This window comes from Simiduia aestuariiviva (assembly GCF_014192475.1).
Taxonomy (GTDB): Bacteria; Pseudomonadota; Gammaproteobacteria; order Pseudomonadales; family Cellvibrionaceae; genus Simiduia; species Simiduia aestuariiviva.
Map to the genome: position 1 here is coordinate 319,974 of NZ_JACHXZ010000004.1, position 20,322 is coordinate 340,295.

At 53.2% G+C, this 20,322-nt stretch carries 25 protein-coding genes; 11 read left to right on the top strand and 14 right to left on the bottom strand.

Annotated elements, in window-relative coordinates; genetic code table 11:
* Positions 1-42: 42 nt before the first annotated feature.
* Positions 43-1,968, bottom strand: coding sequence for an aminotransferase class I/II-fold pyridoxal phosphate-dependent enzyme (locus FHS30_RS14345; protein ID WP_183911202.1), 1,926 nt, complete (start codon positions 1,966-1,968; stop codon positions 43-45).
* Positions 1,969-2,071: 103 nt separating this feature from the next.
* On the opposite strand from FHS30_RS14345, the gene FHS30_RS14350 reads away from it, so the two are divergent.
* From FHS30_RS14350 to FHS30_RS14385, 8 genes are all read left to right on the top strand, one after another.
* Positions 2,072-2,287 (top strand): CPXCG motif-containing cysteine-rich protein, encoded by a 216-nt coding sequence (locus tag FHS30_RS14350; RefSeq protein ID WP_425502382.1) that lies wholly within the window; start codon positions 2,072-2,074, stop codon positions 2,285-2,287.
* An 84-nt stretch (positions 2,288-2,371) separates the two neighbouring features.
* Positions 2,372-2,953 carry a hypothetical protein gene (locus FHS30_RS14355; protein ID WP_183911203.1) on the top strand — a complete coding sequence of 194 codons (582 nt, stop codon included), beginning with the start codon at positions 2,372-2,374 and terminating at the stop codon, positions 2,951-2,953.
* Between the two features lie 236 nt (positions 2,954-3,189).
* On the top strand, positions 3,190-3,981 hold the full coding sequence (locus tag FHS30_RS14360) for a putative hydro-lyase (RefSeq protein ID WP_183911204.1): 792 nt from the start codon (positions 3,190-3,192) through the stop codon (positions 3,979-3,981).
* Between the two features lie 21 nt (positions 3,982-4,002).
* Positions 4,003-4,743: a 5-oxoprolinase subunit PxpA gene (locus FHS30_RS14365; protein ID WP_183911205.1), complete on the top strand. Its 741-nt coding sequence runs from the start codon at positions 4,003-4,005 to the stop codon at positions 4,741-4,743.
* Positions 4,740-5,435 carry a 5-oxoprolinase subunit PxpB gene (gene pxpB, locus FHS30_RS14370; RefSeq protein ID WP_221197320.1) on the top strand — a complete coding sequence of 232 codons (696 nt, stop codon included), beginning with the start codon at positions 4,740-4,742 and terminating at the stop codon, positions 5,433-5,435. Before FHS30_RS14365 ends, pxpB begins: the two co-directional genes overlap by 4 nt.
* Positions 5,432-6,376 (top strand): 5-oxoprolinase subunit C family protein, encoded by a 945-nt coding sequence (locus FHS30_RS14375; protein ID WP_183911206.1) that lies wholly within the window; start codon positions 5,432-5,434, stop codon positions 6,374-6,376. Before pxpB ends, FHS30_RS14375 begins: the two co-directional genes overlap by 4 nt.
* Positions 6,373-7,227, top strand: a complete 855-nt coding sequence (locus tag FHS30_RS14380) for a DUF4392 domain-containing protein (RefSeq protein WP_183911207.1) — start codon at positions 6,373-6,375, stop codon at positions 7,225-7,227. Before FHS30_RS14375 ends, FHS30_RS14380 begins: the two co-directional genes overlap by 4 nt.
* A 40-nt stretch (positions 7,228-7,267) precedes the next feature.
* Positions 7,268-8,125, top strand: a complete 858-nt coding sequence (locus tag FHS30_RS14385; protein WP_183911208.1) for a D-amino acid aminotransferase — start codon at positions 7,268-7,270, stop codon at positions 8,123-8,125.
* Positions 8,126-8,243: 118 nt separating this feature from the next.
* Here the strand turns inward: FHS30_RS14385 and FHS30_RS14390 are convergent, their stop codons facing one another.
* The 6 genes from FHS30_RS14390 to FHS30_RS14415 all read right to left on the bottom strand — a co-directional run bounded on the left by FHS30_RS14390 (position 8,244) and on the right by FHS30_RS14415 (position 11,942).
* On the bottom strand, positions 8,244-8,747 hold the full coding sequence (locus FHS30_RS14390) for a PKD domain-containing protein (protein ID WP_183911209.1): 504 nt from the start codon (positions 8,745-8,747) through the stop codon (positions 8,244-8,246).
* 130 nt (positions 8,748-8,877) lie between these two features.
* Entirely contained in the window at positions 8,878-9,852 is a 975-nt protein-coding gene (locus FHS30_RS14395; protein WP_183911210.1) for a response regulator, read from the bottom strand.
* Positions 9,849-10,268 (bottom strand): GFA family protein, encoded by a 420-nt coding sequence (locus FHS30_RS14400; protein ID WP_183911211.1) that lies wholly within the window; start codon positions 10,266-10,268, stop codon positions 9,849-9,851. Before FHS30_RS14400 ends, FHS30_RS14395 begins: the two co-directional genes overlap by 4 nt.
* A 1-nt stretch (position 10,269) precedes the next feature.
* Positions 10,270-10,578 carry a hypothetical protein gene (locus tag FHS30_RS14405; protein ID WP_183911212.1) on the bottom strand — a complete coding sequence of 103 codons (309 nt, stop codon included), beginning with the start codon at positions 10,576-10,578 and terminating at the stop codon, positions 10,270-10,272.
* Between the two features lie 21 nt (positions 10,579-10,599).
* Positions 10,600-10,974, bottom strand: coding sequence for a PH domain-containing protein (locus tag FHS30_RS14410; protein ID WP_183911213.1), 375 nt, complete (start codon positions 10,972-10,974; stop codon positions 10,600-10,602).
* 119 nt (positions 10,975-11,093) lie between these two features.
* A complete protein-coding gene (locus FHS30_RS14415) occupies positions 11,094-11,942 on the bottom strand; it encodes a mechanosensitive ion channel family protein (RefSeq protein ID WP_343049182.1) in 849 nt (282 codons plus the stop codon).
* A 138-nt stretch (positions 11,943-12,080) separates the two neighbouring features.
* Here FHS30_RS14415 and pgi point away from each other — a divergent pair, with 138 nt between their 5' ends.
* A complete protein-coding gene (gene pgi / locus FHS30_RS14420) occupies positions 12,081-13,706 on the top strand; it encodes a glucose-6-phosphate isomerase (protein WP_183911215.1) in 1,626 nt (541 codons plus the stop codon).
* Positions 13,707-14,120: 414 nt separating this feature from the next.
* Positions 14,121-14,966 carry a PEP-CTERM sorting domain-containing protein gene (locus tag FHS30_RS14425; RefSeq protein ID WP_183911216.1) on the top strand — a complete coding sequence of 282 codons (846 nt, stop codon included), beginning with the start codon at positions 14,121-14,123 and terminating at the stop codon, positions 14,964-14,966.
* Between the two features lie 169 nt (positions 14,967-15,135).
* Here the strand turns inward: FHS30_RS14425 and FHS30_RS14430 are convergent, their stop codons facing one another.
* The 4 genes from FHS30_RS14430 to FHS30_RS14445 form a co-directional block, all read right to left on the bottom strand.
* Complete coding sequence (locus tag FHS30_RS14430) at positions 15,136-16,377, bottom strand: SPFH domain-containing protein (protein WP_183911217.1); 1,242 nt, start codon at positions 16,375-16,377, stop codon at positions 15,136-15,138.
* Entirely contained in the window at positions 16,374-16,616 is a 243-nt protein-coding gene (locus FHS30_RS14435) for a hypothetical protein (protein WP_183911218.1), read from the bottom strand. The genes FHS30_RS14430 and FHS30_RS14435 overlap by 4 nt, the downstream gene beginning before the upstream one ends.
* A 188-nt stretch (positions 16,617-16,804) precedes the next feature.
* On the bottom strand, positions 16,805-17,068 hold the full coding sequence (locus FHS30_RS14440; RefSeq protein WP_183911510.1) for a YdeI/OmpD-associated family protein: 264 nt from the start codon (positions 17,066-17,068) through the stop codon (positions 16,805-16,807).
* A 143-nt stretch (positions 17,069-17,211) separates the two neighbouring features.
* Entirely contained in the window at positions 17,212-17,847 is a 636-nt protein-coding gene (locus FHS30_RS14445) for a hypothetical protein (protein WP_183911219.1), read from the bottom strand.
* A gap of 461 nt (positions 17,848-18,308) precedes the next feature.
* Here FHS30_RS14445 and FHS30_RS14450 point away from each other — a divergent pair, with 461 nt between their 5' ends.
* The gene (locus tag FHS30_RS14450) at positions 18,309-19,007 is read left to right on the top strand and encodes a tRNA-uridine aminocarboxypropyltransferase (protein WP_183911220.1); all 699 of its coding nucleotides are present in this window, start codon (positions 18,309-18,311) and stop codon (positions 19,005-19,007) included.
* Here the strand turns inward: FHS30_RS14450 and FHS30_RS14455 are convergent, their stop codons facing one another.
* The 3 genes from FHS30_RS14455 to FHS30_RS14465 form a co-directional block, all read right to left on the bottom strand.
* Positions 19,008-19,415: a VOC family protein gene (locus FHS30_RS14455; RefSeq protein ID WP_183911221.1), complete on the bottom strand. Its 408-nt coding sequence runs from the start codon at positions 19,413-19,415 to the stop codon at positions 19,008-19,010.
* Between the two features lie 93 nt (positions 19,416-19,508).
* Positions 19,509-19,871 (bottom strand): cupin domain-containing protein, encoded by a 363-nt coding sequence (locus FHS30_RS14460; RefSeq protein ID WP_183911222.1) that lies wholly within the window; start codon positions 19,869-19,871, stop codon positions 19,509-19,511.
* A gap of 2 nt (positions 19,872-19,873) precedes the next feature.
* Positions 19,874-20,314, bottom strand: a complete 441-nt coding sequence (locus FHS30_RS14465; protein WP_183911223.1) for a VOC family protein — start codon at positions 20,312-20,314, stop codon at positions 19,874-19,876.
* Positions 20,315-20,322 lie beyond the last annotated feature (8 nt).

Below are 20,322 nucleotides of genomic sequence, written 5' to 3' on the forward strand. Positions count from 1 at the left end.
GTAAGGACAGGCTTTTTTTAAGCAAAAGTGCTTAACCCAAATTTACAATGCCGCCAGTTCTGCCTTGCCTCTGGCTTCTGCTTCGGGTGTCATCACGCGGATGAAGGGCTCGCCATTGATAACTTGCACACCGTGCATTTCCAAGTCTTTGCGCTCGTACACGTAGTTGGCAATAGCGGCGAGTATTTCTGCGCTGAGTTCCTGACCCGGCACCACTAGCGGAATGCCCGGCGGGTAGGGAACAATTTCATCGCACACGACGCGGCCGACCAAATCAGAATTACCAGCATCTTGAGTCAGCGCTACTTTTTCGCCATCGGCGAAATACGCAGTGCGTGGCAGTACGCGAATTTTACTGAGCGCGGGAATGGATTGGTGTGAATATTCCATCGGTTTGCCCGATGCCGTTTGTGCAATTTTGTGCAGCGCTTGTTTTAAGCGCAGCACTTTGCTTTCGGTGGTGCCAATGGTAACCAACAGGGTAATGGTGTTGTGGGTGTTTTTTTCCACCTGAATGCCGTAGTCATTAAACAATACCGCCTGCACTTTTGGCGCCGACAACCCACCGCAGCCCACGTCGATGGTGACCTTGGTGGTATCGAGCTTAATGCCGTCATTTTGCACGGACACATCACACAAATCGTTTACACCCAAGGATTTAAACGGCGTGTTTGCTTCAACATAGTCGCGAATTTCCTGCGCGAAATTCAATGTGCGCGCGAGCACGCTAAAGCCTTCAATACTCATTTGTTTGCGCGCCACATCCAGACTCGCAATCATGCCGTACTGCGGGCTGGTGGAGGTGTGCATATTGATGTCTTCGCGAAATCGTGGGGCATCGAAATTTTTAACACCGTGACCCACGTGAATCATCGAAGCCTGCGAAAAAGCTGACAACATTTTGTGCGTTGAATGGGTGACGAAATCGGCGCCTGCCTCAAGCGCGGTAGGGCGCAATTGTGGGTGGAAGCGACCGTGGGCATACCAAGCTTCGTCGATGAGCACTTGGATATCGTGCTCGTGGGCGTAATCGATAATGGGTTTTAAATCGTAGCGCAAACCATCGTAGGTGCAGGACGTCAAAATTAATAAGCGCGCCTGCGGGTTTTCATCGATGGCGGCAAAAATTTTTGCCTTCGGCACCGGCCCATACACGCCATAGGTTTGATTGACCGAAGACTCTAGATAAACGGGGACCGAGCCACTCATAATCATGGCGTGATGCACGGACTTGTGGCAATTGCGATCGACGATGACCTTGTCGCCGTGGCGCATCAAATACTGCAACACCACTTTGTTAGAGGTTGAGGTGCCGTTGGTGACGTAATAGGTGTGGCGCGCGCCAAAGGTTTTGGCCGCCAGGTTTTGCGCTTGGCGAATGACGGTAACCGGCTCCATGAGGGAGTCGAGCATTTTTACGCTCACCGACAGATCGGTATTGAACATGTGCTCGCCCATGAAGCGGTAAAAATCCACCAACCACGGACTTGAACTCAAGCTGTCGCCACTGGAGTGCCCGGGCGTGTGCCAAGAATCTTTGGCTGCGTAAACGTACTCTTTCAACGCATCGGCAAAGGGCGTTGCTGTGCGCTCAAACAATTCGCGGCGCAGGGTGCGATACACCACGCCATAGTTGGACTCTGCGCGGGAGATCACGCCTTCAAACTCGGCATCTTCGTCGGGCATTTTGCCGTCGGTCAGCAAGATGCAGTCGATTTCGGCGCGGGAATTTCGTACTTCGTCATAGCAGGCATCAAGGCTTGGTTCGCCCAAGCTGCCTTCATCCAAGGCCACAATTTGGGTTTCACCCAAATACAGCTGCGCCTTTAGCTGCGCGGCCTTGCAATGTGAAAAGCACAGACGAATGGGCGAGCTGGTGTCGGCCTCAGCTACTTGCTTCAATTCATTCACCCAGCGACTACCAAAGCTCGCGTCTTCGGTAACCAGTACTACCCGGCATTCAGCCATGTGTTCACTCCTTACAACGTTAACCGGCAATTACATCAGGAACTGAGCTCCCTGTAAAAAGGCGCGACCTCAATTAATCGCCTTATGCCCCAGTTAGGGTAGTATGGAGCCTCAGATCACGCCGGTAATTTCCATGCTCGAAGAGTTCCACACATCCTGCCCCTACTGCGGCGAAGCCATAAGTCTGTTGGTGGATCAATCCGGCGGCGATCAAGACTATATTGAAGACTGTCAGGTCTGCTGCAGGCCCATCGGGGTGCGGATTTCGCTGAGTGGAGGGCATTTAGATGTCGCACTCACCCATGAAAACGACGCCTGACACCTATTATCCCGGGGAATTTAAGGTGGCACATTGCCCGATTTATCCGTCTAACCTCTAACACTTACAATTGGAATTGCACTTTTGTCCCCCCAACCCACTTCGACTAGCACCCCCATAAAGATTGCCGCCGCGCTGGTGGGCTTGGCCTTGCTGGCGGTTATTGTGCTGCTCTTTAGCGGCCAAGATCACTACGAATTGGAAGTGCCGCTGTCGGACATCCCCACCGACAAACCCTACTACTTGGAATGGCACAGTCAGCAGCTGGTCATTATTCGACCACGGGCTGAATTGCTGGGCGACCAATACGATCGCCGTATTAGAAAGTCAAAACAAGTGATAGACCCGCCTGAACGCACCAGCCGGGAAAAGTACCCCATCAAGGTGTTCGTGTTCGACCGCAATCAGGGCTACCTGATGTTTGGCTTTCACAAGTGGTACAACGGCATCGTGCCCTGCGCCGCATTCCACTATATCGATCAACCATTTAAGCATCGGGAGGAAGTAGTCCAAGGTGGGTTTAAATGCTCGCAAAGCTTGGATGACTTCTGGCAGGACAAGTTAGTCTTCAACTTGTTTGGCCGCTCGCAGAGCCCCGAAGTGCCGGACCTCTATGTGCCCTACTACCGCATCGTGGATGACACCTTGGTGATTGGGCTGAAGTAGCGCACACAACTGCACTATATGAGCCCTCCCCTAGGGCCCACCGCCTTACTGGCGCTATACTCTGTCCGCTATTTTGTTGGCTATAAAGGTGGGCATTTGGCAAACAATCGTTCGCGTATTTACCCATGTACGCCGCCAATAACTCCCTGTAGCCTTCTGATGTAAATATAGGTGTACCTGTAGATGTGCCCATAACTGACAATCCGCCTGCGCGCGGCTATTACTCGGAAACTTTCATGACGCAATTGTTCGCTCAACCGGCCGAGCTGCGCCGCGCCATTCGCAGCGGCGCGTTTACCGGCAACACTTCAGGCCAAGCGCCCGGCTTTGTGCAGTGCAACCTGGCAATCCTTTCCAAGGACTGGGCCGCAGACTTTCTGCAGTTTTGCCAAAAAAACCCAAAGCCCTGCCCGCTAATAGCCATGAGTGACGAGCCCGGCAACCCGCTCATGAGCGCCGCGGGCGAGAACCTAGACATCCGCACCGACCTGCCCCGCTATCGCATTTGGCGCGAGGGTAAATTGGTGGAAGAAGTGGCCGATGTGAGCGATCACTGGCGCGACGATTTAGTCACCTTCCTAATTGGCTGCTCCTTTTCCTTTGAGGAGGCGTTGTTGGCCGACGGCCTGGAAATTCGGAACCTGAGCGAGGGCAAGAATGTGCCCATGTTCAACACCAACCTGGCCTGCCAGCCGGCGGGTCGGTTTAGCGGCAATTTAGTGGTGAGCATGCGCCCCTTTGTACCGAGCGACGCGATTCGCATGATCCAAATTTGCTCGCGCTTTCCATCAGTGCACGGCGCACCGGTGCATTTTGGCGATCCAGCAGCCATTGGCATCGCCGACGTGAACGCTCCAGACTATGGCGATGCGGTAACGCTGAAGGCGGGCGAAGTGCCGGTATTTACGGCCTGTGGCGTCACCCCGCAAGCGGCCATCATGCAGGCCAAACCGCCTTTTTGTATCACCCACAGCCCCGGCTGTATGCTGGTGACCGACATCCCTAACGCCAAGTTGGCGATTTTTTAATTTGCGCACTGCGAGGTACCTATGACCCTGCTACTGAATTGTGACTTGGGCGAAAGCTTTGGCGCATGGACCATGGGTATGGACGAACAGGTCATGCCGCACATTGACCAGGCCAACATCGCCTGCGGCTTTCACGCCGGTGACCCGCTCATCATGGCGCACACGTTAAAACTGGCTGCCGCTCATGGTGTCATGGTGGGCGCTCACCCCAGCTACCCAGATCTGGTGGGCTTTGGCCGTCGCTCCATGAATTGCAGCGCCGATGAAGTGCGCGCCCTGGTGCTGTATCAATTGTCCGCGCTAGACGGCATGGCCGCCTGCCAGCAACAGCAGGTGCAGTACGTCAAACCCCATGGCGCGCTCTATAACGACATGATGGCCAAGCCGCTGGTGCGTGAAACCCTCATGGCCACCGTGGCCAGTTACCACCGCCCGATCAAGCTAATGCTGCAAGCCACACCTGACGCTGAGCAACACAGGGCCGAGGCGCAACAGCACGGCATCGAATTGTGGTTTGAAGCCTTCGCCGACCGATGCTACGACGACGATGGCAAACTGCTGTCGCGCGCTCAAAAAGGGGCGGTGCACGATCACAACAAGATGATGGCGCAGGTCCGGCAATTGGCCGAACAAGGTAGCGTCACCACCGTGGGCGGCCACACGCTCGAGCTACATGTAGATACGCTGTGCGTGCACGGAGACAACGCCGCCGGCGTGGCCGCCATCGCCGGTATCCGCGCGCTTTTGAAAAAGGCCGAATGATGCCTGACATGCGCATCGAAACCGCTGGCAGCAATGCCCTAATCGTTTATTTTGGTGCACCAGACGCGGGGATAGACGACACCGCAGCGGCACAGGTGGCCGCCTGTGCGGACGCATTGCGCGCGCAAAATCCGCGCTGGTTGGAAGATTTAGTGGCCTCATACGGCTCATTGTTAGTGGTCTACGACCCGCTGCTGGTAGACCCGTTAACCGTGCGGGCCTGCGTGCGCAACTGCGCGCTTGTGGATGCCTCGCACCATCAAGAGGGCCAGTTAATTCGCCTGCCGGTGTACTACCACCCCGAGGTGGGGCCAGATTTGGCCGATGTAGCCAAGCGCGCAAACATGAGCGTTGAGCAGGTAGTAAGTATTCACCACGACACAATCTATCGGGTTTACGCCATCGGGTTCGCACCCGGCTTCGCCTATTTGGGGCAAGTGGACGAGCGCATAGCCACGCCGCGCCTAGCCACCCCAAGAACCAAAGTGCCCAAGGGCGCGGTGGCCATTGCCGATCGGCAGACCGCCGTCTACCCCGCCGCCTCGCCCGGCGGCTGGAACCTCATCGGTCGCTGCCCTACGCCCATGTTCGATCCCAAGGCCGACCCCTGTATGCCGGTACAAAGTGGCGATCGCGTGCAGTTCTACCCCATCACCCGCGATGAATTTATCGCCGCAGGGGGCAGCCTATGAACACCGTCGAAGTGATCAAGCCCGGCGTGCTGGCGCTACTTATGGATGCGGGCCGCAAAGGCCAACACGGCCTGGGGTTAACCACCGGTGGACCGCTCGATGCCGACGCCTTTTTTTGGGCCAACACGCTGGTGCGCAATACACCTAATGCCACGGCCATAGAAGTCAGCGTGGGTGGCATGGAGTTGCGCGCGAACGCAGAGGTGCAGATTGCCGTCACCGGGGCGCAAATGCCGCTATTTATCGATGGCAATCCGCGCGCGATTTGGCAAAGCCACACTGTTGCGGCGGGCAGCACCATCAAATTGGACTTTGCCAAGCAGGGCGCGCGCGCCTATCTCGCAGTGGCTGGCGGTTTTGATGTGAAGCCCCAGTTTGGTTCAACCGCCACCGTGGTGCGGGAGGGTATCGGCGGCTTGAATGGCAGCGCGCTGGCTACGGGCGATGCCCTGCCGGTGCTTGCCCAACGCCCAACGGACGATCAAATGCTACCCGTCAATCTTTGGCCCACCTATCCCCAACACCCAGTGCTGCGTGTGATCGAGGGCTATCAAGTGGCGCATTTTAGCGCCGCCCAGCGAGCCCTGTTCTACAGCCACGAATATCAACTCAGCCAGCAGTGCGATCGAATGGGCTATCGTCTGCGCGGGCCTGCACTCCAATGCGATATCGGCGGCATAGTGTCAGAGGGCATTTGCTTGGGCGCCATTCAAGTTCCAGCCGATGGCCAGCCCATCGTGCTGCTCAATGATCGCCAAACCATCGGCGGCTACCCCAAAATTGGCAGCGTATTCAGCGCTGATCTCGCGCTCCTAGGCCAACTCATGCCCGGCGCCACGGTCAGCTTTGCGCCAATCAGTGCAGAGGCAGCACACGCAGAACTGCTGCTGGCCGAACGGCGCCGGCTGGCTGCAACCCAACAACTGGAACGCTTGTCATGACGCCGGCATTGCTCGCGCTCTCGCGCACCTTGGAAGATATGCTAGTGCGCCGCAATCCGCGCGGTATGAAAGAATTGCAAGCGGCCCTATCGCCCGGCTATTTGTTGCGCGCGGTGAATCTCATCCAGCAAGCCCGTGGCACCGTGCTCATCGCCACCGGCTTTCCCGTGGTGGGCACCTTTGAAACCGACGGCCCTGTGGGCGCCATTGCGCTCTATGAAACGCTGGAGCACATCGGACTAACCCCTGTGCTGGTGTGTGGTCGGCCACTGTCCACGGAGCTGGCCAAACGCTATCGGTTGCACGAAATCAGTGTGGGCAAGCCCGATTGTCTGGCTGAACATCGCGCGGGTGTTGCCGCCGCACTGGCCCAATTGAAGCCCGCTCTGATCATCGCCATCGAGCGGCCGGGGCTCGCCAAAAATGGCCACTATCACAACATGCGCGGCGAAGACATTTCCGCTGGCACCGCGCGTTTCGATACGTTTATCGAATTGGCTGATTGCCCGTCCATCGGCATCGGCGACGGCGGCAATGAAATTGGCATGGGCAATGTCTACGAGCACCTTGCCAAACTCGACATAGTGCCCGCCGCCACCTGCGTGGACGAACTGGTGATCGCCGACGTTTCCAACTGGGCCGCACACGGATTGATTGCCCTACTGGGGTACGTGCGCGGTGAAGATTTGCTCGCGCAGATCGACATGGTGGCTATGCTTGAGTATCTGTCGGCGGGCAACAGCGTAGACGGCGTAACGCGCCGCAATGAAATCACCGAAGACGGCCTAGCACCGGACATTGGCTTAACATTGATTCAAGACCTACGGGCGGCCTGCAGCTTTACACCTTAGCGCGTGAGCCAACAATTTCTATTTTTAGTTGAGTGACACTATGTCTATTGCATACTTAAACGGCGAATACCTGCCACTGGAGGACGCCCGCATATCCCCACTGGATCGCGGCTTTTTATTTGGCGATGGCATCTATGAAGTGGTGCCTTCATACGGCGGAAAGCTAGTGGGTTTTGGCCCACATATCGACCGCATGCGCGAAGGCTTAGCTCTGGTAGAGATCGACCTCCCCTGGGACCACGACCAATGGCGACAGGTGTGCGAGCAGCTGATGATTAAAAACGGCAACGGCAATCTGGGTATCTACCTACACGTGAGCCGCGGCGCCGACACCAAACGTTTCCACGCCTACCCGGAAGGGGTTGCCCCCACCGTCTTTGCCTTCGCCTTTGACATCGCGCCCGCCCCCGTCGCCGACAAAAGCAAAGCCAAGGCCTACAAAGTTTCCACCACCGAAGATTTGCGTTGGCGTCGCTGCCACATTAAATCGACGGCACTGCTGGGCAATGTTATGCATTACCAGCAGGGCCATGCTGCAGGCAACAATGAAACCATTCTGTACAACAGCCAAGGCGAAGTCACTGAGGCCAGCGCCTGCAATGTGTTCATGGTGAAAAATGGTGAAGTGATTACACCGCCACTCGACCATCAATTACTGCCCGGCATTACCCGCCTCATTTTGTTAGATGTACTGCAAAAATACACCCAAATACCCGTGCACGAACGCACCATCACCTTGGAAGAATTAAATAGTGCCGACGAGGTGTGGATCACCAGTTCATCCAAAGAAATTGCGCCGGTTACCAGCATCGACGGCAAACCCGTGGGCAACGGTGACATCGGCGATGTGTGGCTGGCGGCGCAAACGGTGTTTGAAAAACATCGGTTTGATTATTGAGAATTTAAGTGCACCAGAAACACGTGTTAAGACTTTCCTGCGATTACCATTAGCCGTGCCCTAAAAAAAAGCCGCCAGCCAGAGGGATGCGGCTGACGGCTAATAAAACGCGTTCGATTCAGTGCAGATCCGCCAGTAGTTGCAGATTGCAAGCGGCCTCGCCCTCCACCGAATCGGCAGTGAGGGCCGTGGGTTGCTTAGCACTAGCGGCACTTTTGGGTAGGAGTAGTACACATTTGGCAGCGCGATAACTTGCACCTTGATCGTCGGTTACCGTGAGTTCAAAACGCAGCAGTTCGCGCTCAGTCACCTGTGGGGTTTTGATGTTTAGCCAGCCGTGGCGATATTGGCTCATAGTGACTGCCACGCCACCCAACTGACGCCACTGATAATCCCGAATCTCACCGTCCGGGTCGTAGGCGCCTACCACCAAGGTAATAACTTGACCGCTCTCCGCTAGCAACAGGGGGCCGGGATCGATGTGCGGCGGCTGGTTCTGGTCCCGTGGCGCGCCGACATCGCAGCCCAACAGCAGCAGTGCCACAATCACACTCAAACACAGCCAGAGTGTGAGTGAGGCACGCAGCACCAGTGGCGGTTTTTTGAATTTATCGTTATCCATGACGGTTCAACCCATCTCAGCATTGACGCCATCATAGCGAGTCTTAGCAGACCAAAGGTTGAAACAATATGATTCTTAAAAATTAAATACTATCAACAAGTTATGCTAATTTTTGAAAAGGTATAACTGCCTACTGCGCAGTTTTGAGGTGGGTTTTATGGCGACTGCCAGCATAGGTATCCACCAATTGCGTGAGAGCGTCCGATGATTCAGCGGCGCCCTGCCCTCCTCGAGCGGCCACTTCGGCCAACAGTGGTGGGTTGACCACCAAGGTGTAATACACCACCGGCAGATCAAAGTTGGCGGCGCGCAATGCGCTCAGCAACTCCAAACCCGCCAAAGGATTTCCGTGTCGGCCCATGTCGGAAATGATTAAATCAAAGTGGTAAATTTTGACCAAGGTTAAGGCGTCGGCTGAGGATTTCACCTGATGCACTCCGTAGCCACGGCTGCGTAAATCAGCGACCTCTGCGGTGTTGTTATGGGGATTGTCATCTACCCACAGAATGCGCCCAGCAACGGCTTGCGCTTCACTAAAGAGCACGGGCGGTGTTGCCGCCGGCCACCAATACTTCGCCAGCGCAATTAAGATGCCAAAAGCAATGGCTGCAGCGATGTAGATGGCGACACGCGCACCACGTCTAACTGGCTGTGCGCTTGAGAGGTCATCTGCGACGGCATTATTGCCGCTCGACTTCGACACATCCTTGTGGGGTAAACAGGTAAGACCGGCGACAAACACCGGCGCCAAGCGGTAGCCGTGGCCATGTAGGGTTTCAACCACGCGCCCTTTAATGCCGACGGCAGCAAAACTTTTACGGGCATCGGCCACCAACCGCGCCACCGATTGTGTAGTGACAACACGGCCGGGCCAGAGCGCTGCCAATAATTCTTCGTGCGTCCAGCGCGGCTTTTCTGGTTGTTGCAACAGCAGCAACAGCAAATCCAAATGGCGGGGTGGAATGTCGCGCGGCGTGCCGCTTGCAATCAACTGCGGCGGTTCACTGCAGATTTGGAAATGTTGAAACAGGTAAATGACCACTGCCTCGGATTGGGCATCGTCGGCAGGCCTAGCGCCGTCATTTTGGTCCGACGCTTGAGTCAATCCATGGCTCCCGAAAACTCATCGAATTGGGGCAAACCATCCACCAGTGAAAGCCATGGGACCTTGTGTGACACCCAGATATGGCGGCTGGGTTGAACGGCGCTTTGATCTTCCAATGTGGCCAGCGTAATGTCCACATGATCGGGCCGCGCGCTGTGCGAGTAACTGATGGGCGTGCCGCAATTGGCGCAGTAGCAGCGCTGGACTTGGGGTGCGCCGTAACACTCATTCAGTGCGCCGGACAACATTACCTGCGATCGCTCTACGGTCAACCAACCCACACAGGGCGCGCCACTGGCAAGCTGGCAGCTGCGACAATGGCAGATGCACACATGCTCTATTTCGCCTTGGATTTTGTAGCGCACTGCGCCGCAATAGCAGCGCCCCGCAATCAAATGTTGTTTACCTTTCGCCACGTTAAAAAACCCAAGCAATCAACAACCACATCACAATAAAAAACGAAAAAAATCCTGCCAACATGAATTGCAATTCACCGAGCAAACCATCGCCTGCAGTGATCGCAAAAAAGGCCAAGGTCACGATGGTTACAAAAAAAGAAATGACCGCCGCTTGCTTCATGCCCACACCGGGCTCAAATTCCGTTTGCACAAGCTCGGTGAGCATTGGCATCATCAGCAAAACTGCAGCAATCAATGCCACCACAATAATGGCGATAACAATAAGCAACTTGCGAGATTCTTTTTGATCTTGGCTGTCGCTAGTCATAGGGCAATCCTTCGCTGCGGGTTAAGTCAATTCACGAAACTTATTGGGCTCTGGAATGCCATCCACCTCAAACTCCGGGCTGTCTCCGGCGGTAAACACGGTGATTTTTCCCACGCCAGTAATGCGATTTAAAAAGCTTTGATACACGCGCACCGATCGGATACTCGCCAATCCCAATTCGATGCGCTCTTTGCTCAGTAGCCCGCGCTCCAACACCACCTCGTTGTCGATGATTGAAAGCTTGGTGGACTTACATTTGACGTACCACACCATCAAAATAAGGATACCAATACCCACAGCGCACAGCAGGACACACAAGATGAAACTAAAGGGCCTGGCTTTAAACATGGCGGGATGGGCGGAGAATTTAGTCCCTGGGGCGACGGCGTCGGTCATTGCTGAATCCTTGATTGAATGCTCTTATTTTAGGGTAAAATTGCTGTGCCAACGGTACTGCCACTGGCCAGAAAAGGCAAATCAAACCCTTTCACTTTGTGCAGGGGCAGATTCACGGTCTATGCGCTGGCCGATTGGCTAATACGCACTTCTCGCTGCGGGAACGGGATCTCGATGCCGGCCTGCTTTAAACCCTCAAAAACTGCTTTGTTAACGGCGTATTTCGTCGCAAACAATTTCGGCGTTTCGACCTTATAGCGATAGCCGATATCCACACTGCTGTCACCGAAGGACTCAATGCCAACCACCGGCGCGCGGTTGCCCTCCGCCTCCGTGTCTGCCTCCGTGCCAACCGTCGTGACAATCGCCTGGGTAATAGCCTCAATAGCACGGTTGATGTCGGCGTCATAAGCCACGCCCACCTGCGCCTCAACCAAGGTGTGGGCGTTGGAGTTATGCAAGATCTCGCCAATGATGTGCTTATTGGGGATGGTGATTGTGACCCTATCTTCATTGATCAGCTGCGTTTGCCCGAGCCGCACATCGGTTACCTGACCACTGACGCCACATACGGAGATGGTATCGCCCACCACGAAGGGTCGGCCAATAATGATATTCACCCCGGCGCCATAATTAGAAACCAAGCCCTGTGCCGCCAACGACAAGCCAAATGTTAAGGCGCCAATGGCCGCCACGAAGGGCGTAACGCTGATACCGAGTTGCCCCAGCGCCATGATCGCCACCATGGCCAATACAATAATTTTTACGGTGCTGCCAATAAAACGACTGAGTGTGACATCAATATTGCGCGCCTCGCACAGGCGCTGCACTAATTGTGCGAGCTTGCCCGATAGATACCAGCCGGCTAAAAATATGATCAATGCACCCAACAGCTGAAAACTGTAGGTCACCAAAAACTCAGCCACCAGTGTATAAAGCTCACCCATTTGCTGTAGATCGTCTTTCACGTTCGCATCCCTTTTGGCCATTTGTCTATTGATTGTAGCGGTATTCCAGCTTTCACCCAGCACCGCATAATAGCGCTATTAATGACCACAGAGTCGCCCCAAGTGTGTAGAATTGTGTTCGGATTTTTGGAGGACAGGATGACTAAGCCAACTACCACGATCGCTTGGGCCGCATTGCGCGGTCATAGAACCGCTAGCGGCGATATGAATATGCTGAATTTGTTCCAACAGCAGCCCAATCGCGCAGCAGCGTTTAGTGTGGAGGCGGCGGGTATTGCGCTGGACTACTCTAAAAATCTTGTTACAGACGAAACCATTGCACTGTTAATGGACCTGGCAAAGGAGCGCGGCCTCAGCGAGCGCATTCAAGCGATGATGGCCGGCGAATCCATTAACACCACAGAGAAACGGCAGGTGTTACACACGGCGCTGCGCGCGCGCAGCGGCAGTCTACCGGAGCACATGGGCGAGGTCAGCGCCGTGCTCAAGAAGATGGAAGAATTTGTCGCCGCTGTACATCGTGGTCAGTGGCGCGGTTTTACCGGCCAAAAAATTACCGACGTCGTCAACATTGGCATTGGCGGCTCAGATCTCGGGCCCATGATGGTCACGCAGGCATTAACCCCCTACCATCAACGTGATGTGCAGTTGCATTTTGTGTCCAATGTGGACGCCTCCGATCTCACAGAGACTCTCAAGCGACTTAAACCAGAAACCACCCTGTTTATTGTGGCCTCCAAAACATTTACCACCACAGAAACATTGACCAACGCGCGCTCAGCGCGCCACTGGTTGCTAGATAGCGCGCAAGATGATGCCGCCGTTGCGCGCCACTTTGTGGCCGTGAGCGCGAACATTGAAAAAGTCAAAAACTTTGGCATTGATGCCGACAACATTTTCCCCATGTGGGACTGGGTGGGCGGGCGCTATTCGCTCTGGTCCGCCATTGGTCTACCCATCGCACTGGCCTGCGGCATGGCCAATTTTCGCGCGCTTTTAGAAGGCGCCGCAGACATGGATGAACACTTTACCAGCGCACCGCTGGATAAAAATCTACCGGTGTTAATGGGTATGTTGGGTGTGTGGTACATCAATTTTTGGGACGCGGAATCACACGCGATTTTACCCTACGACCACTACCTCGGCGCCTTTACCAAATACATTCAGCAGCTGGATATGGAGAGCAACGGCAAGAGCGCCTATCAGCAGGGCGGCTATCTTGAACACCATACCGGCCCCGTGATTTGGGGCGAGCCCGGCACCAACGGCCAGCATTCTTTCCATCAATTGCTGCATCAGGGCACGCGCTTCGTGCCGGCAGATTTTATTGTATCGCTCACCAGCCACAATCCACTGGGCGATCACCATACGCAACTGTTTGCCAACTGTATCAGTCAAAGTCGCGCACTGATGTTAGGTAAAAATGCAGCGCAAGCTCAGGCTGAGTTTATCGCCATGGGTTACAGCGACTCTGAGGCGGCAGCACTCGCACACCATAAGGTTATGCCAGGCAATCGGCCCAGCAATACACTGCTCCTAGAAAAACTAACGCCGAGAACTCTGGGCGCACTGATAGCACTCTACGAACATAAAGTATTCGTACAATCCGTCATCTGGGGTATCAATGCCTTTGACCAGTGGGGTGTGGAGCTTGGCAAACAACTGTGTACGGAAATATATCCGGCGTTGGCAGGGGGTCAAGCCATCGAAGTGGATGGCTCAACCGCTGCACTGATGCAAAAATTTAACGCGAAGCAGCAGTAAACATCGTGACGGCGCGCGGTTCAAATCGGCTCGTCACATAGGCCAAACCTATTAGATTTTTGGTGGAAAACTGCGGTACTTTAAACGATTGAAGCGCCACATTTCTCAAATTGGCACCTCAATTACTATTTAGCGGTAATACATTTGTACGAGTCCATGCTGCCAATACATATACCGCAACACGATGTAAAAGCGCACCAATAAAACCAGTACGTTTTCCGTAAATTCCGCTTAACATCGGCAGCATTTTATGATGTCGCCTCTAGCAACATTTCTGTCGAATAAATTAACAAAGAAATATTTTCGCTTTAATTTTGCTAGCGAATTCAATCAGCTAAAAAATCCGATAATTGGTATGTTATCTGCAACCATTGCCTGCTGCAAAACTCACACTATTGCACAGGGATACTTGCTATGAATATTAAACGACTACTTACGGCTTCATCACTATCAATTGCATTGTTTTCTACTAGTACTTTCGCCTATGTTGTTGGCGGCGCATCCTCGGCCCTGACACCCGGGAGTGGCAGCTGGTCCTGGGATGGTGCCTACATTTCCGATTTTCGTTCTGCACTTGAAGACCCCGTCAACTTCGGGCCCGGCGGGATCGTAGAAGAACCCATCAGCACCGTTACCATGGGCGCTGTTAATGCGGCGTCCTTGAGTGGCATCGATATGTTTATTGCACCCTGGGTGTCGGATACCGATGCCCCTGGCTTTGGTGCAGCGGTGCTCGATTTCTTTTTGGCCGGTGGCGATCTGTTCATTCTCAGCGACGACAGCAGCCACGATTGGTTTTCTGAAATGCTTGGTGTACCAACCAGTGTCAGCACGGGGAGCGTCTCTAATGGCGGCGTGCCGCTGTTTGACGGCCCCTTCGGCACGGCCAGTGATGTGACGCAACACTATGCAATAGGAAAACTGGACGAAGCCGATATCCTAGCCAAAGGCGGCCACGTAGCGGGCACCAATGTCGAAGGTGAAGTGACGTCTGCCTACTGGAGCGCTGGCGAGTATGCCGCTGGCGCCGGCTCACTGTTTATCATTGCCGATGTAGACATGATTGCGACCACCACAGCCTGCGGCGATCCCATTTGTGGCGCGGATTACACAGGCATGAATGACAACGCCATCTACGCGCTGAATACCTTCTCGTTTTTGAAAGACCACGGCGGCACCTCTGTGCCTGAGCCAAGCTCACTGTTTTTAATGCTGATTGCATTGGTAAGCTTGCCGATGTTACGTCGTCGAGTGCGCTAGGTTAGTTCTGCCACACAAAAACGGCCCCGTATATGGGGCCGTTTTTGTGCGGGTGATTGATGTTATGAGCGTATTACGTTATCGATACTTACGTTGTCGATTCTCTCACAATCTATCTATTAATTAGACATCAAGATGATCGCAACGACTCCCGCCAACATCAAGCAAATCAATCTTTGACTTTCATATCTAGGGATAAGTCTTTTGCGGCTTTCACACCCATCATTTCGATGAGTGTCATAGCACTGCTGCCGCCAGAGGTGGATTGACCCATTTGAATTTCAGGTACCCATTTTTGTTTTTCAACGGCGCCGGCAAAGCGATTCATTACGCGCTCGTAGGTGGCCAGTTTTTGTGCCAGGGCGCCATCGGCTTCCATTACAATGCGTTTATAGGCACCATCACCTTCACCACGTAGAATTTGTTCCTGCTTATATTCCACCGCAGCCAGCTTCTTTTGTTCGGCTTCAAGCTTCATCTGGCGCGCGACTTCGACGTTTTTCTGCGCCGTGATCACGGCCACTTCCTTTTCACGCTGCGCATCAACAATGGCGCGCTCTTTCACCACTTCTTTTTCGTATTTGGCCATCATTACATTGGCCTTACCTTGTTCTTCTGATGTTATAGCGTCTTGTTTGGCGCGCTCCGCATTGGCTTTTGCGGTGATGATCGCCATTGTCGCTTCGCGCTTGGTGGCAATTTGTTGCAGCGTTTTTGGCTCGAAATCCCAATCAGTAATCTGGAAGCCGTTAACATCGATGCCGTAATCTTCCAGATCGCTATTGAGGTGAATGGGTAGTCCATCTTCACCATAGCTGATTACAGGAATATTTTTGGTGACGGTTTTCCCGGTGCTTTCATCCACAGAGGTAATGGTTTCTAACCGTGTTTGAAATTTGCCCTGTGAAATTTGCTGACTGGCCCACTGGGTGTAGATGCTGCGCTTTTCGGCGTACGCCTCTTCAGAGCTCATCAAGCCCGCCGTCAAGTTCATGCCCTCTTCGGTCACCGACTTAATCAGCTTTTGCGCCACACCCCGGTTGGAGCGGAACGCCTTGTGCAAGTGCAGCATGGTGTCTTCATCGTTGGGCAATGTAAAACGCGCCTTGCCGTACACAGTGCCAGTGCCACCGTCCTGATAACGCACGGAAATACCCAATTGATCAATAGACGACTCGTCCTTGGAAGGGGTCTTGTCATAATCGAAGGTCAGTACATCGTTATACACCTCGGTGGTGCCAAACCACTGCGGGTAGATACCCGGTGTAAATTTTACGTAGAGAGTGCCGGTTGGGTACTGAACCACCGTTCTGTGGCCCGCATCGTTAATACCAAAAGCGGTGATGAACAGTATGATGAGCGCCACAAATGCAACGCCGCTCGCAATGAGTTTAGTTGGAATGCCATTCATTGATCTTCTTCCTTGTTGTGTTTCGATTTTTCAGTTTTGATATCTTGAATTTCCGCCTCCAATTCTTCCTGGCGGCGCTTTTCTTTCGCGATTTCTTTGTCGATGTCTTTCATGTGGGTATCGAGCCGGGTCTCTTTTAGCTCTTCAATCTTTTGATCGCGGGCTAAATAATTCCTAAGCTGTCGTATAAAGACAAATACCAGAAACAGGATTGCTGCGATAACTATTATTCGAATCATGAGGTGCTCCACAGGCTGTTGTTGCATGGTAACTGCTTTGGGAGGCACATAGAAGCATGTAAATTGTGGCGGGAGCGAACGGGGAATGCGAAAACTTGGCGTTTGACGGGTGCTGAATCTCGAGCGCTGAGTGTTTATTGGCCGCTTATTGGCGCCTGTTTTTTTGGTGTTTTATTGATCAAAACTTCCTACTGCCATTGGCTTGGTTTTTTATCTGTGCGATGAATACAGCCTACCCAGCAGCAGGGCCGCTTCTTGCCCTCGAGCAGCTGCCCGATAGTTCGAACAATGCGTTTATCCCGTGTATCCGGTTTTTTGGCGTCTTCGATCCAACAAATAAACTCGTTTCTACCAATCGCAGACAGGGCTTCCCAAGCGCCAATTACGCCTTCTTCAGCGAGCCCGTTGGCCAAATCAAGGGGCAATTCGTGTACCAGTCCGCCAGATCTCATTGGTTTCAAGTTAAAGCCCTAGCATCTATAGCTGAATTAAGGACGCTTAGTTAGGTAGTGAAGTATTTTTATCTGGCATATCTTTTTGTCCAATACCTAGCTATCTTTAGCTGTTAGCAGCTTTACACTTACCCTAAATTTCTTTAGTACATAATAAATATTGGCGTAATCGTTGTTGAATTACCGGCCCCTAACTTAGAAATTGGATCAGTTATCTCAACATTATTTTTAATTAATTTAGTGTCGAGGTTTCTATATTTTTTTCTTATAATCGGAACATCTCGATCGTATTTGTTTTCGTAGTTTACATTCACACCTGTTACCGTGGCACCAAACCCAGACTCTCTTATAAAGTGAAATCCGCCGCCGTAAGTTATATTTCCTGGGTAGATATTGAATCTGATGCTAAATGGATCAACTGGACCTATTGAAGCTACTCCACTTGATACGAACCAAGATGCAAATTCATACTCACCCTCAGGTAGTTCAATGGCAAAAACGTTACCCCTTAACCCTGGCGCCTCTATATCCCAATCAAGCATTCCTGGAGGCAAGAAAGCTGTTCCAGACCCAATCTGTATTTTTTGCCACTCAGCACCCCCTACTTTTCTGAACTTTATAGAATATCCAGAATAGGTGCCGTGATAGCTCACAGACGCCAGTAATATCCCTGTTTCAGAGTCAGGACTGAATACGTAGTTAGATGGAAGATTGCTTACATTGGTGCAACCGCTTAACGCAAGCAGCACTATGGCCAATAGAAATTTTAATTTAATCATTTAACAAACCTTAAACAAATGCAGAAGTTCAAGCCTACTATTCTACTTTGATTGACTAAATCCACATTTTTTGCAGATCCCTTAAATTTACAATAGATACCTTTGAAAAATCACACTCAGCAATTATTAGCGTCACGGCTAGTAAATTGGCTGTCATGACGGATCCAACTACCTACTTGGATTACCGCTTATCTGTTTTAGCAATTGATTCAAATTTGCAATATTTTATGATGCTGATCCACATACCTAGCCAACCAATGAACAACTCAACGGACCAATTGCAGTAATTTCAGTAAGTTATCACAAGCTTATTCCCCAATCAGCAAAATATTGCGGCTTTTATATATGTAGCCAGCCACGGCTTTATACAACGCCGCATCCGAACACCAATATCCAGATACGCTCCCACCCAATACCTGCGATATAATGCGCGCCTATTTTGCACAACGCTGATTCTGGCTATGGCTAACACGCGCACGTCCGAAACTGCCTACCACCGCTTGCGCAAGCAAGCGATGGCGACCTCTACTCGTCACTACAATGCCCGTGGCATTTCCGCCATTCGCTGTGAACGCTGTCAGCTAACCTCGAGCCATTGCATTTGCGCGCACTTGCAGAGCGCAGATTGCCCAGCGGAGTTTGTGTTGATCATGCACCGCGATGAGTTGTTTAAGCCCACCAATACCGGGCGTTTGATTGCCGATTGTTTTCCAGACCGGTGCCATGCGTTTTTGTGGGATAGGCTCAGCCCTGAGCCCGCGCTGTTGGCGTTGCTGGCAGACCCGGCCCGCCAATGCGTGGTGATATTTCCCGGTGACGAACAGGGCGAACGCAAAGTCTTGTCCGAGCCGGTGGCTGACGGGCGCCTTTTGACACTAATTTTTTTGGATGGTACGTGGAAGCAGGGGCGGCGCATGTATAACCTGAGCCCTTGGTTACAGGGGGTGCCGGCACTCAAGCTTAACCCCGCGGCCCGTGCACGCTATTCCACGCGGGTAGCGGCCCACGACAATTATTTGTCCACTGCCGAATCTGCGGCACTGGCACTGGATGTGGCCGGTCATTGTCGGCAGGGCGAACAGTTGATTAATTATTTCGTCGTGTTCGATAGACACTATGCGGCCATGCGGAAAAATGTAGCGTTAACTGTTGAGCGCTAATCAGGAGTAGCGATGGCAGCGCAGCTCAACGGTATTGCCGTCGGGGTCTTGTAGGTAAAGTGAAGGGCCAAAGCCCTGTGCGCCGTAGCGCTCTTTGAAGGGACCGGCTTCGATTCCCTGAGCCTCGAGGTATTGCAGGATTTTCGTTTCTTCTTCAGGTTCTATTTGCAAACACAGGTGGTCCAGGTTGTTGCCCTTCGCGCTCGGTGCCGGGCCGCCCTGCTTGCCGAGCGTGCCGTCGAGCGTGACCAGATCAATTAAGCCGGTGCCTGCGCGCAGTTGATAGAGGCCTAACTCAAGATCTTCGCGCTCCAAGGTACACCCCAGCACATCACCATAAAATTGCAGCATGGGTTCAAGATTGTCTGTGCGCAGTACTAGGTGGTCGATGGCAACAATTTTTAACATAGCCCTACCCTGTGTTAGGAGTGGCGATCTGCTTTTATGTCGGTCAGCTTGCTCGCAATCGTTTCAGCATAGCCCATAGTCGCTGGCGGCGGCTCAAATCCACACGTCATTGGGTGCCTGCAAATCGCCGCCGGCCTCGCCGGTGTTGACCACCCCGCGCGGCTCTACCAACAATACCTGGCATTCCTGCTGCGCCACAGGCCTGTGTTCGACACCCTTGGGCACAACGTACAAGTCGCCCTCGCTGAGCGCCACCGCACCGTCGCGCAGTTCGATAGTGAGCTCGCCTTTGAGCACCATAAACACTTCATCGGTATGGTCGTGACTGTGCCAAACGAACTCACCCTTGAGCTTGGCGAGTTTGAATTGGTAGTCGTTCATCTCGGCCACTACCTTGGGCGACCAGTGCTCGTTGATCAAAGCAAGCTTCTGCAGCAGGTTGACTGGCGCCGCCATCGCTACCACTCACCCACGTTGGCCATGGAGGCCCAGGGCTCTGCGGGCGCTTTGGGTTCACCTTGCTGCAATAGCTCGATGGAGATGCCATCGGGCGAGCGGATAAATGCCATATAGCCATCGCGCGGTGGCCGGTTAATGACCACGCCCTGTTGCTGCAGGGATTCACACAGCGCGTAAATATCTTCAACGCGGTAGGCCAAGTGGCCAAAATTGCGACCTCCGGTGTAGGTTTCTGGGTCCCAGTTGTAGGTGAGCTCCAGCATGGGCGCCTGCTGTTCACGCGCGCGGGCTTCATCGCCGGGGGCGGCCAAAAAGATCAGAGTAAAGCGGCCTTTTTCACTGTCTTTGCGGCTGATTTCGATCAAGCCCAATTTTTTACAATAGAAATCTAATGAGGCATCGAGGTCGTGTACGCGCACCATGGTGTGCAGATAATGCATGTGATCAC

What these genes read in the sequence shown, in the direction of transcription:
- FHS30_RS14345 (WP_183911202.1), bottom strand. Translation starts at nt 1,968, where the DNA reads ATGGCTGAATGCCGGGTAGTACTGGTTACCGAAGACGCGAGCTTTGGT.
- FHS30_RS14350 (WP_425502382.1), top strand. Translation starts at nt 2,072, where the DNA reads ATGGAGCCTCAGATCACGCCGGTAATTTCCATGCTCGAAGAGTTCCAC.
- FHS30_RS14360 (WP_183911204.1), top strand. Translation starts at nt 3,190, where the DNA reads ATGACGCAATTGTTCGCTCAACCGGCCGAGCTGCGCCGCGCCATTCGC.
- FHS30_RS14365 (WP_183911205.1), top strand. Translation starts at nt 4,003, where the DNA reads ATGACCCTGCTACTGAATTGTGACTTGGGCGAAAGCTTTGGCGCATGG.
- pxpB (WP_221197320.1), top strand. Translation starts at nt 4,740, where the DNA reads ATGATGCCTGACATGCGCATCGAAACCGCTGGCAGCAATGCCCTAATC.
- FHS30_RS14375 (WP_183911206.1), top strand. Translation starts at nt 5,432, where the DNA reads ATGAACACCGTCGAAGTGATCAAGCCCGGCGTGCTGGCGCTACTTATG.
- FHS30_RS14380 (WP_183911207.1), top strand. Translation starts at nt 6,373, where the DNA reads ATGACGCCGGCATTGCTCGCGCTCTCGCGCACCTTGGAAGATATGCTA.
- FHS30_RS14385 (WP_183911208.1), top strand. Translation starts at nt 7,268, where the DNA reads ATGTCTATTGCATACTTAAACGGCGAATACCTGCCACTGGAGGACGCC.
- FHS30_RS14390 (WP_183911209.1), bottom strand. Translation starts at nt 8,747, where the DNA reads ATGGATAACGATAAATTCAAAAAACCGCCACTGGTGCTGCGTGCCTCA.
- FHS30_RS14405 (WP_183911212.1), bottom strand. Translation starts at nt 10,578, where the DNA reads ATGACTAGCGACAGCCAAGATCAAAAAGAATCTCGCAAGTTGCTTATT.
- FHS30_RS14410 (WP_183911213.1), bottom strand. Translation starts at nt 10,974, where the DNA reads ATGACCGACGCCGTCGCCCCAGGGACTAAATTCTCCGCCCATCCCGCC.
- pgi (WP_183911215.1), top strand. Translation starts at nt 12,081, where the DNA reads ATGACTAAGCCAACTACCACGATCGCTTGGGCCGCATTGCGCGGTCAT.
- FHS30_RS14425 (WP_183911216.1), top strand. Translation starts at nt 14,121, where the DNA reads ATGAATATTAAACGACTACTTACGGCTTCATCACTATCAATTGCATTG.
- FHS30_RS14430 (WP_183911217.1), bottom strand. Translation starts at nt 16,377, where the DNA reads ATGAATGGCATTCCAACTAAACTCATTGCGAGCGGCGTTGCATTTGTG.
- FHS30_RS14435 (WP_183911218.1), bottom strand. Translation starts at nt 16,616, where the DNA reads ATGATTCGAATAATAGTTATCGCAGCAATCCTGTTTCTGGTATTTGTC.
- FHS30_RS14440 (WP_183911510.1), bottom strand. Translation starts at nt 17,068, where the DNA reads ATGAGATCTGGCGGACTGGTACACGAATTGCCCCTTGATTTGGCCAAC.
- FHS30_RS14445 (WP_183911219.1), bottom strand. Translation starts at nt 17,847, where the DNA reads ATGATTAAATTAAAATTTCTATTGGCCATAGTGCTGCTTGCGTTAAGC.
- FHS30_RS14450 (WP_183911220.1), top strand. Translation starts at nt 18,309, where the DNA reads ATGGCTAACACGCGCACGTCCGAAACTGCCTACCACCGCTTGCGCAAG.
- FHS30_RS14455 (WP_183911221.1), bottom strand. Translation starts at nt 19,415, where the DNA reads ATGTTAAAAATTGTTGCCATCGACCACCTAGTACTGCGCACAGACAAT.
- FHS30_RS14460 (WP_183911222.1), bottom strand. Translation starts at nt 19,871, where the DNA reads ATGGCGGCGCCAGTCAACCTGCTGCAGAAGCTTGCTTTGATCAACGAG.
- FHS30_RS14465 (WP_183911223.1), bottom strand. Translation starts at nt 20,314, where the DNA reads ATGCATTATCTGCACACCATGGTGCGCGTACACGACCTCGATGCCTCA.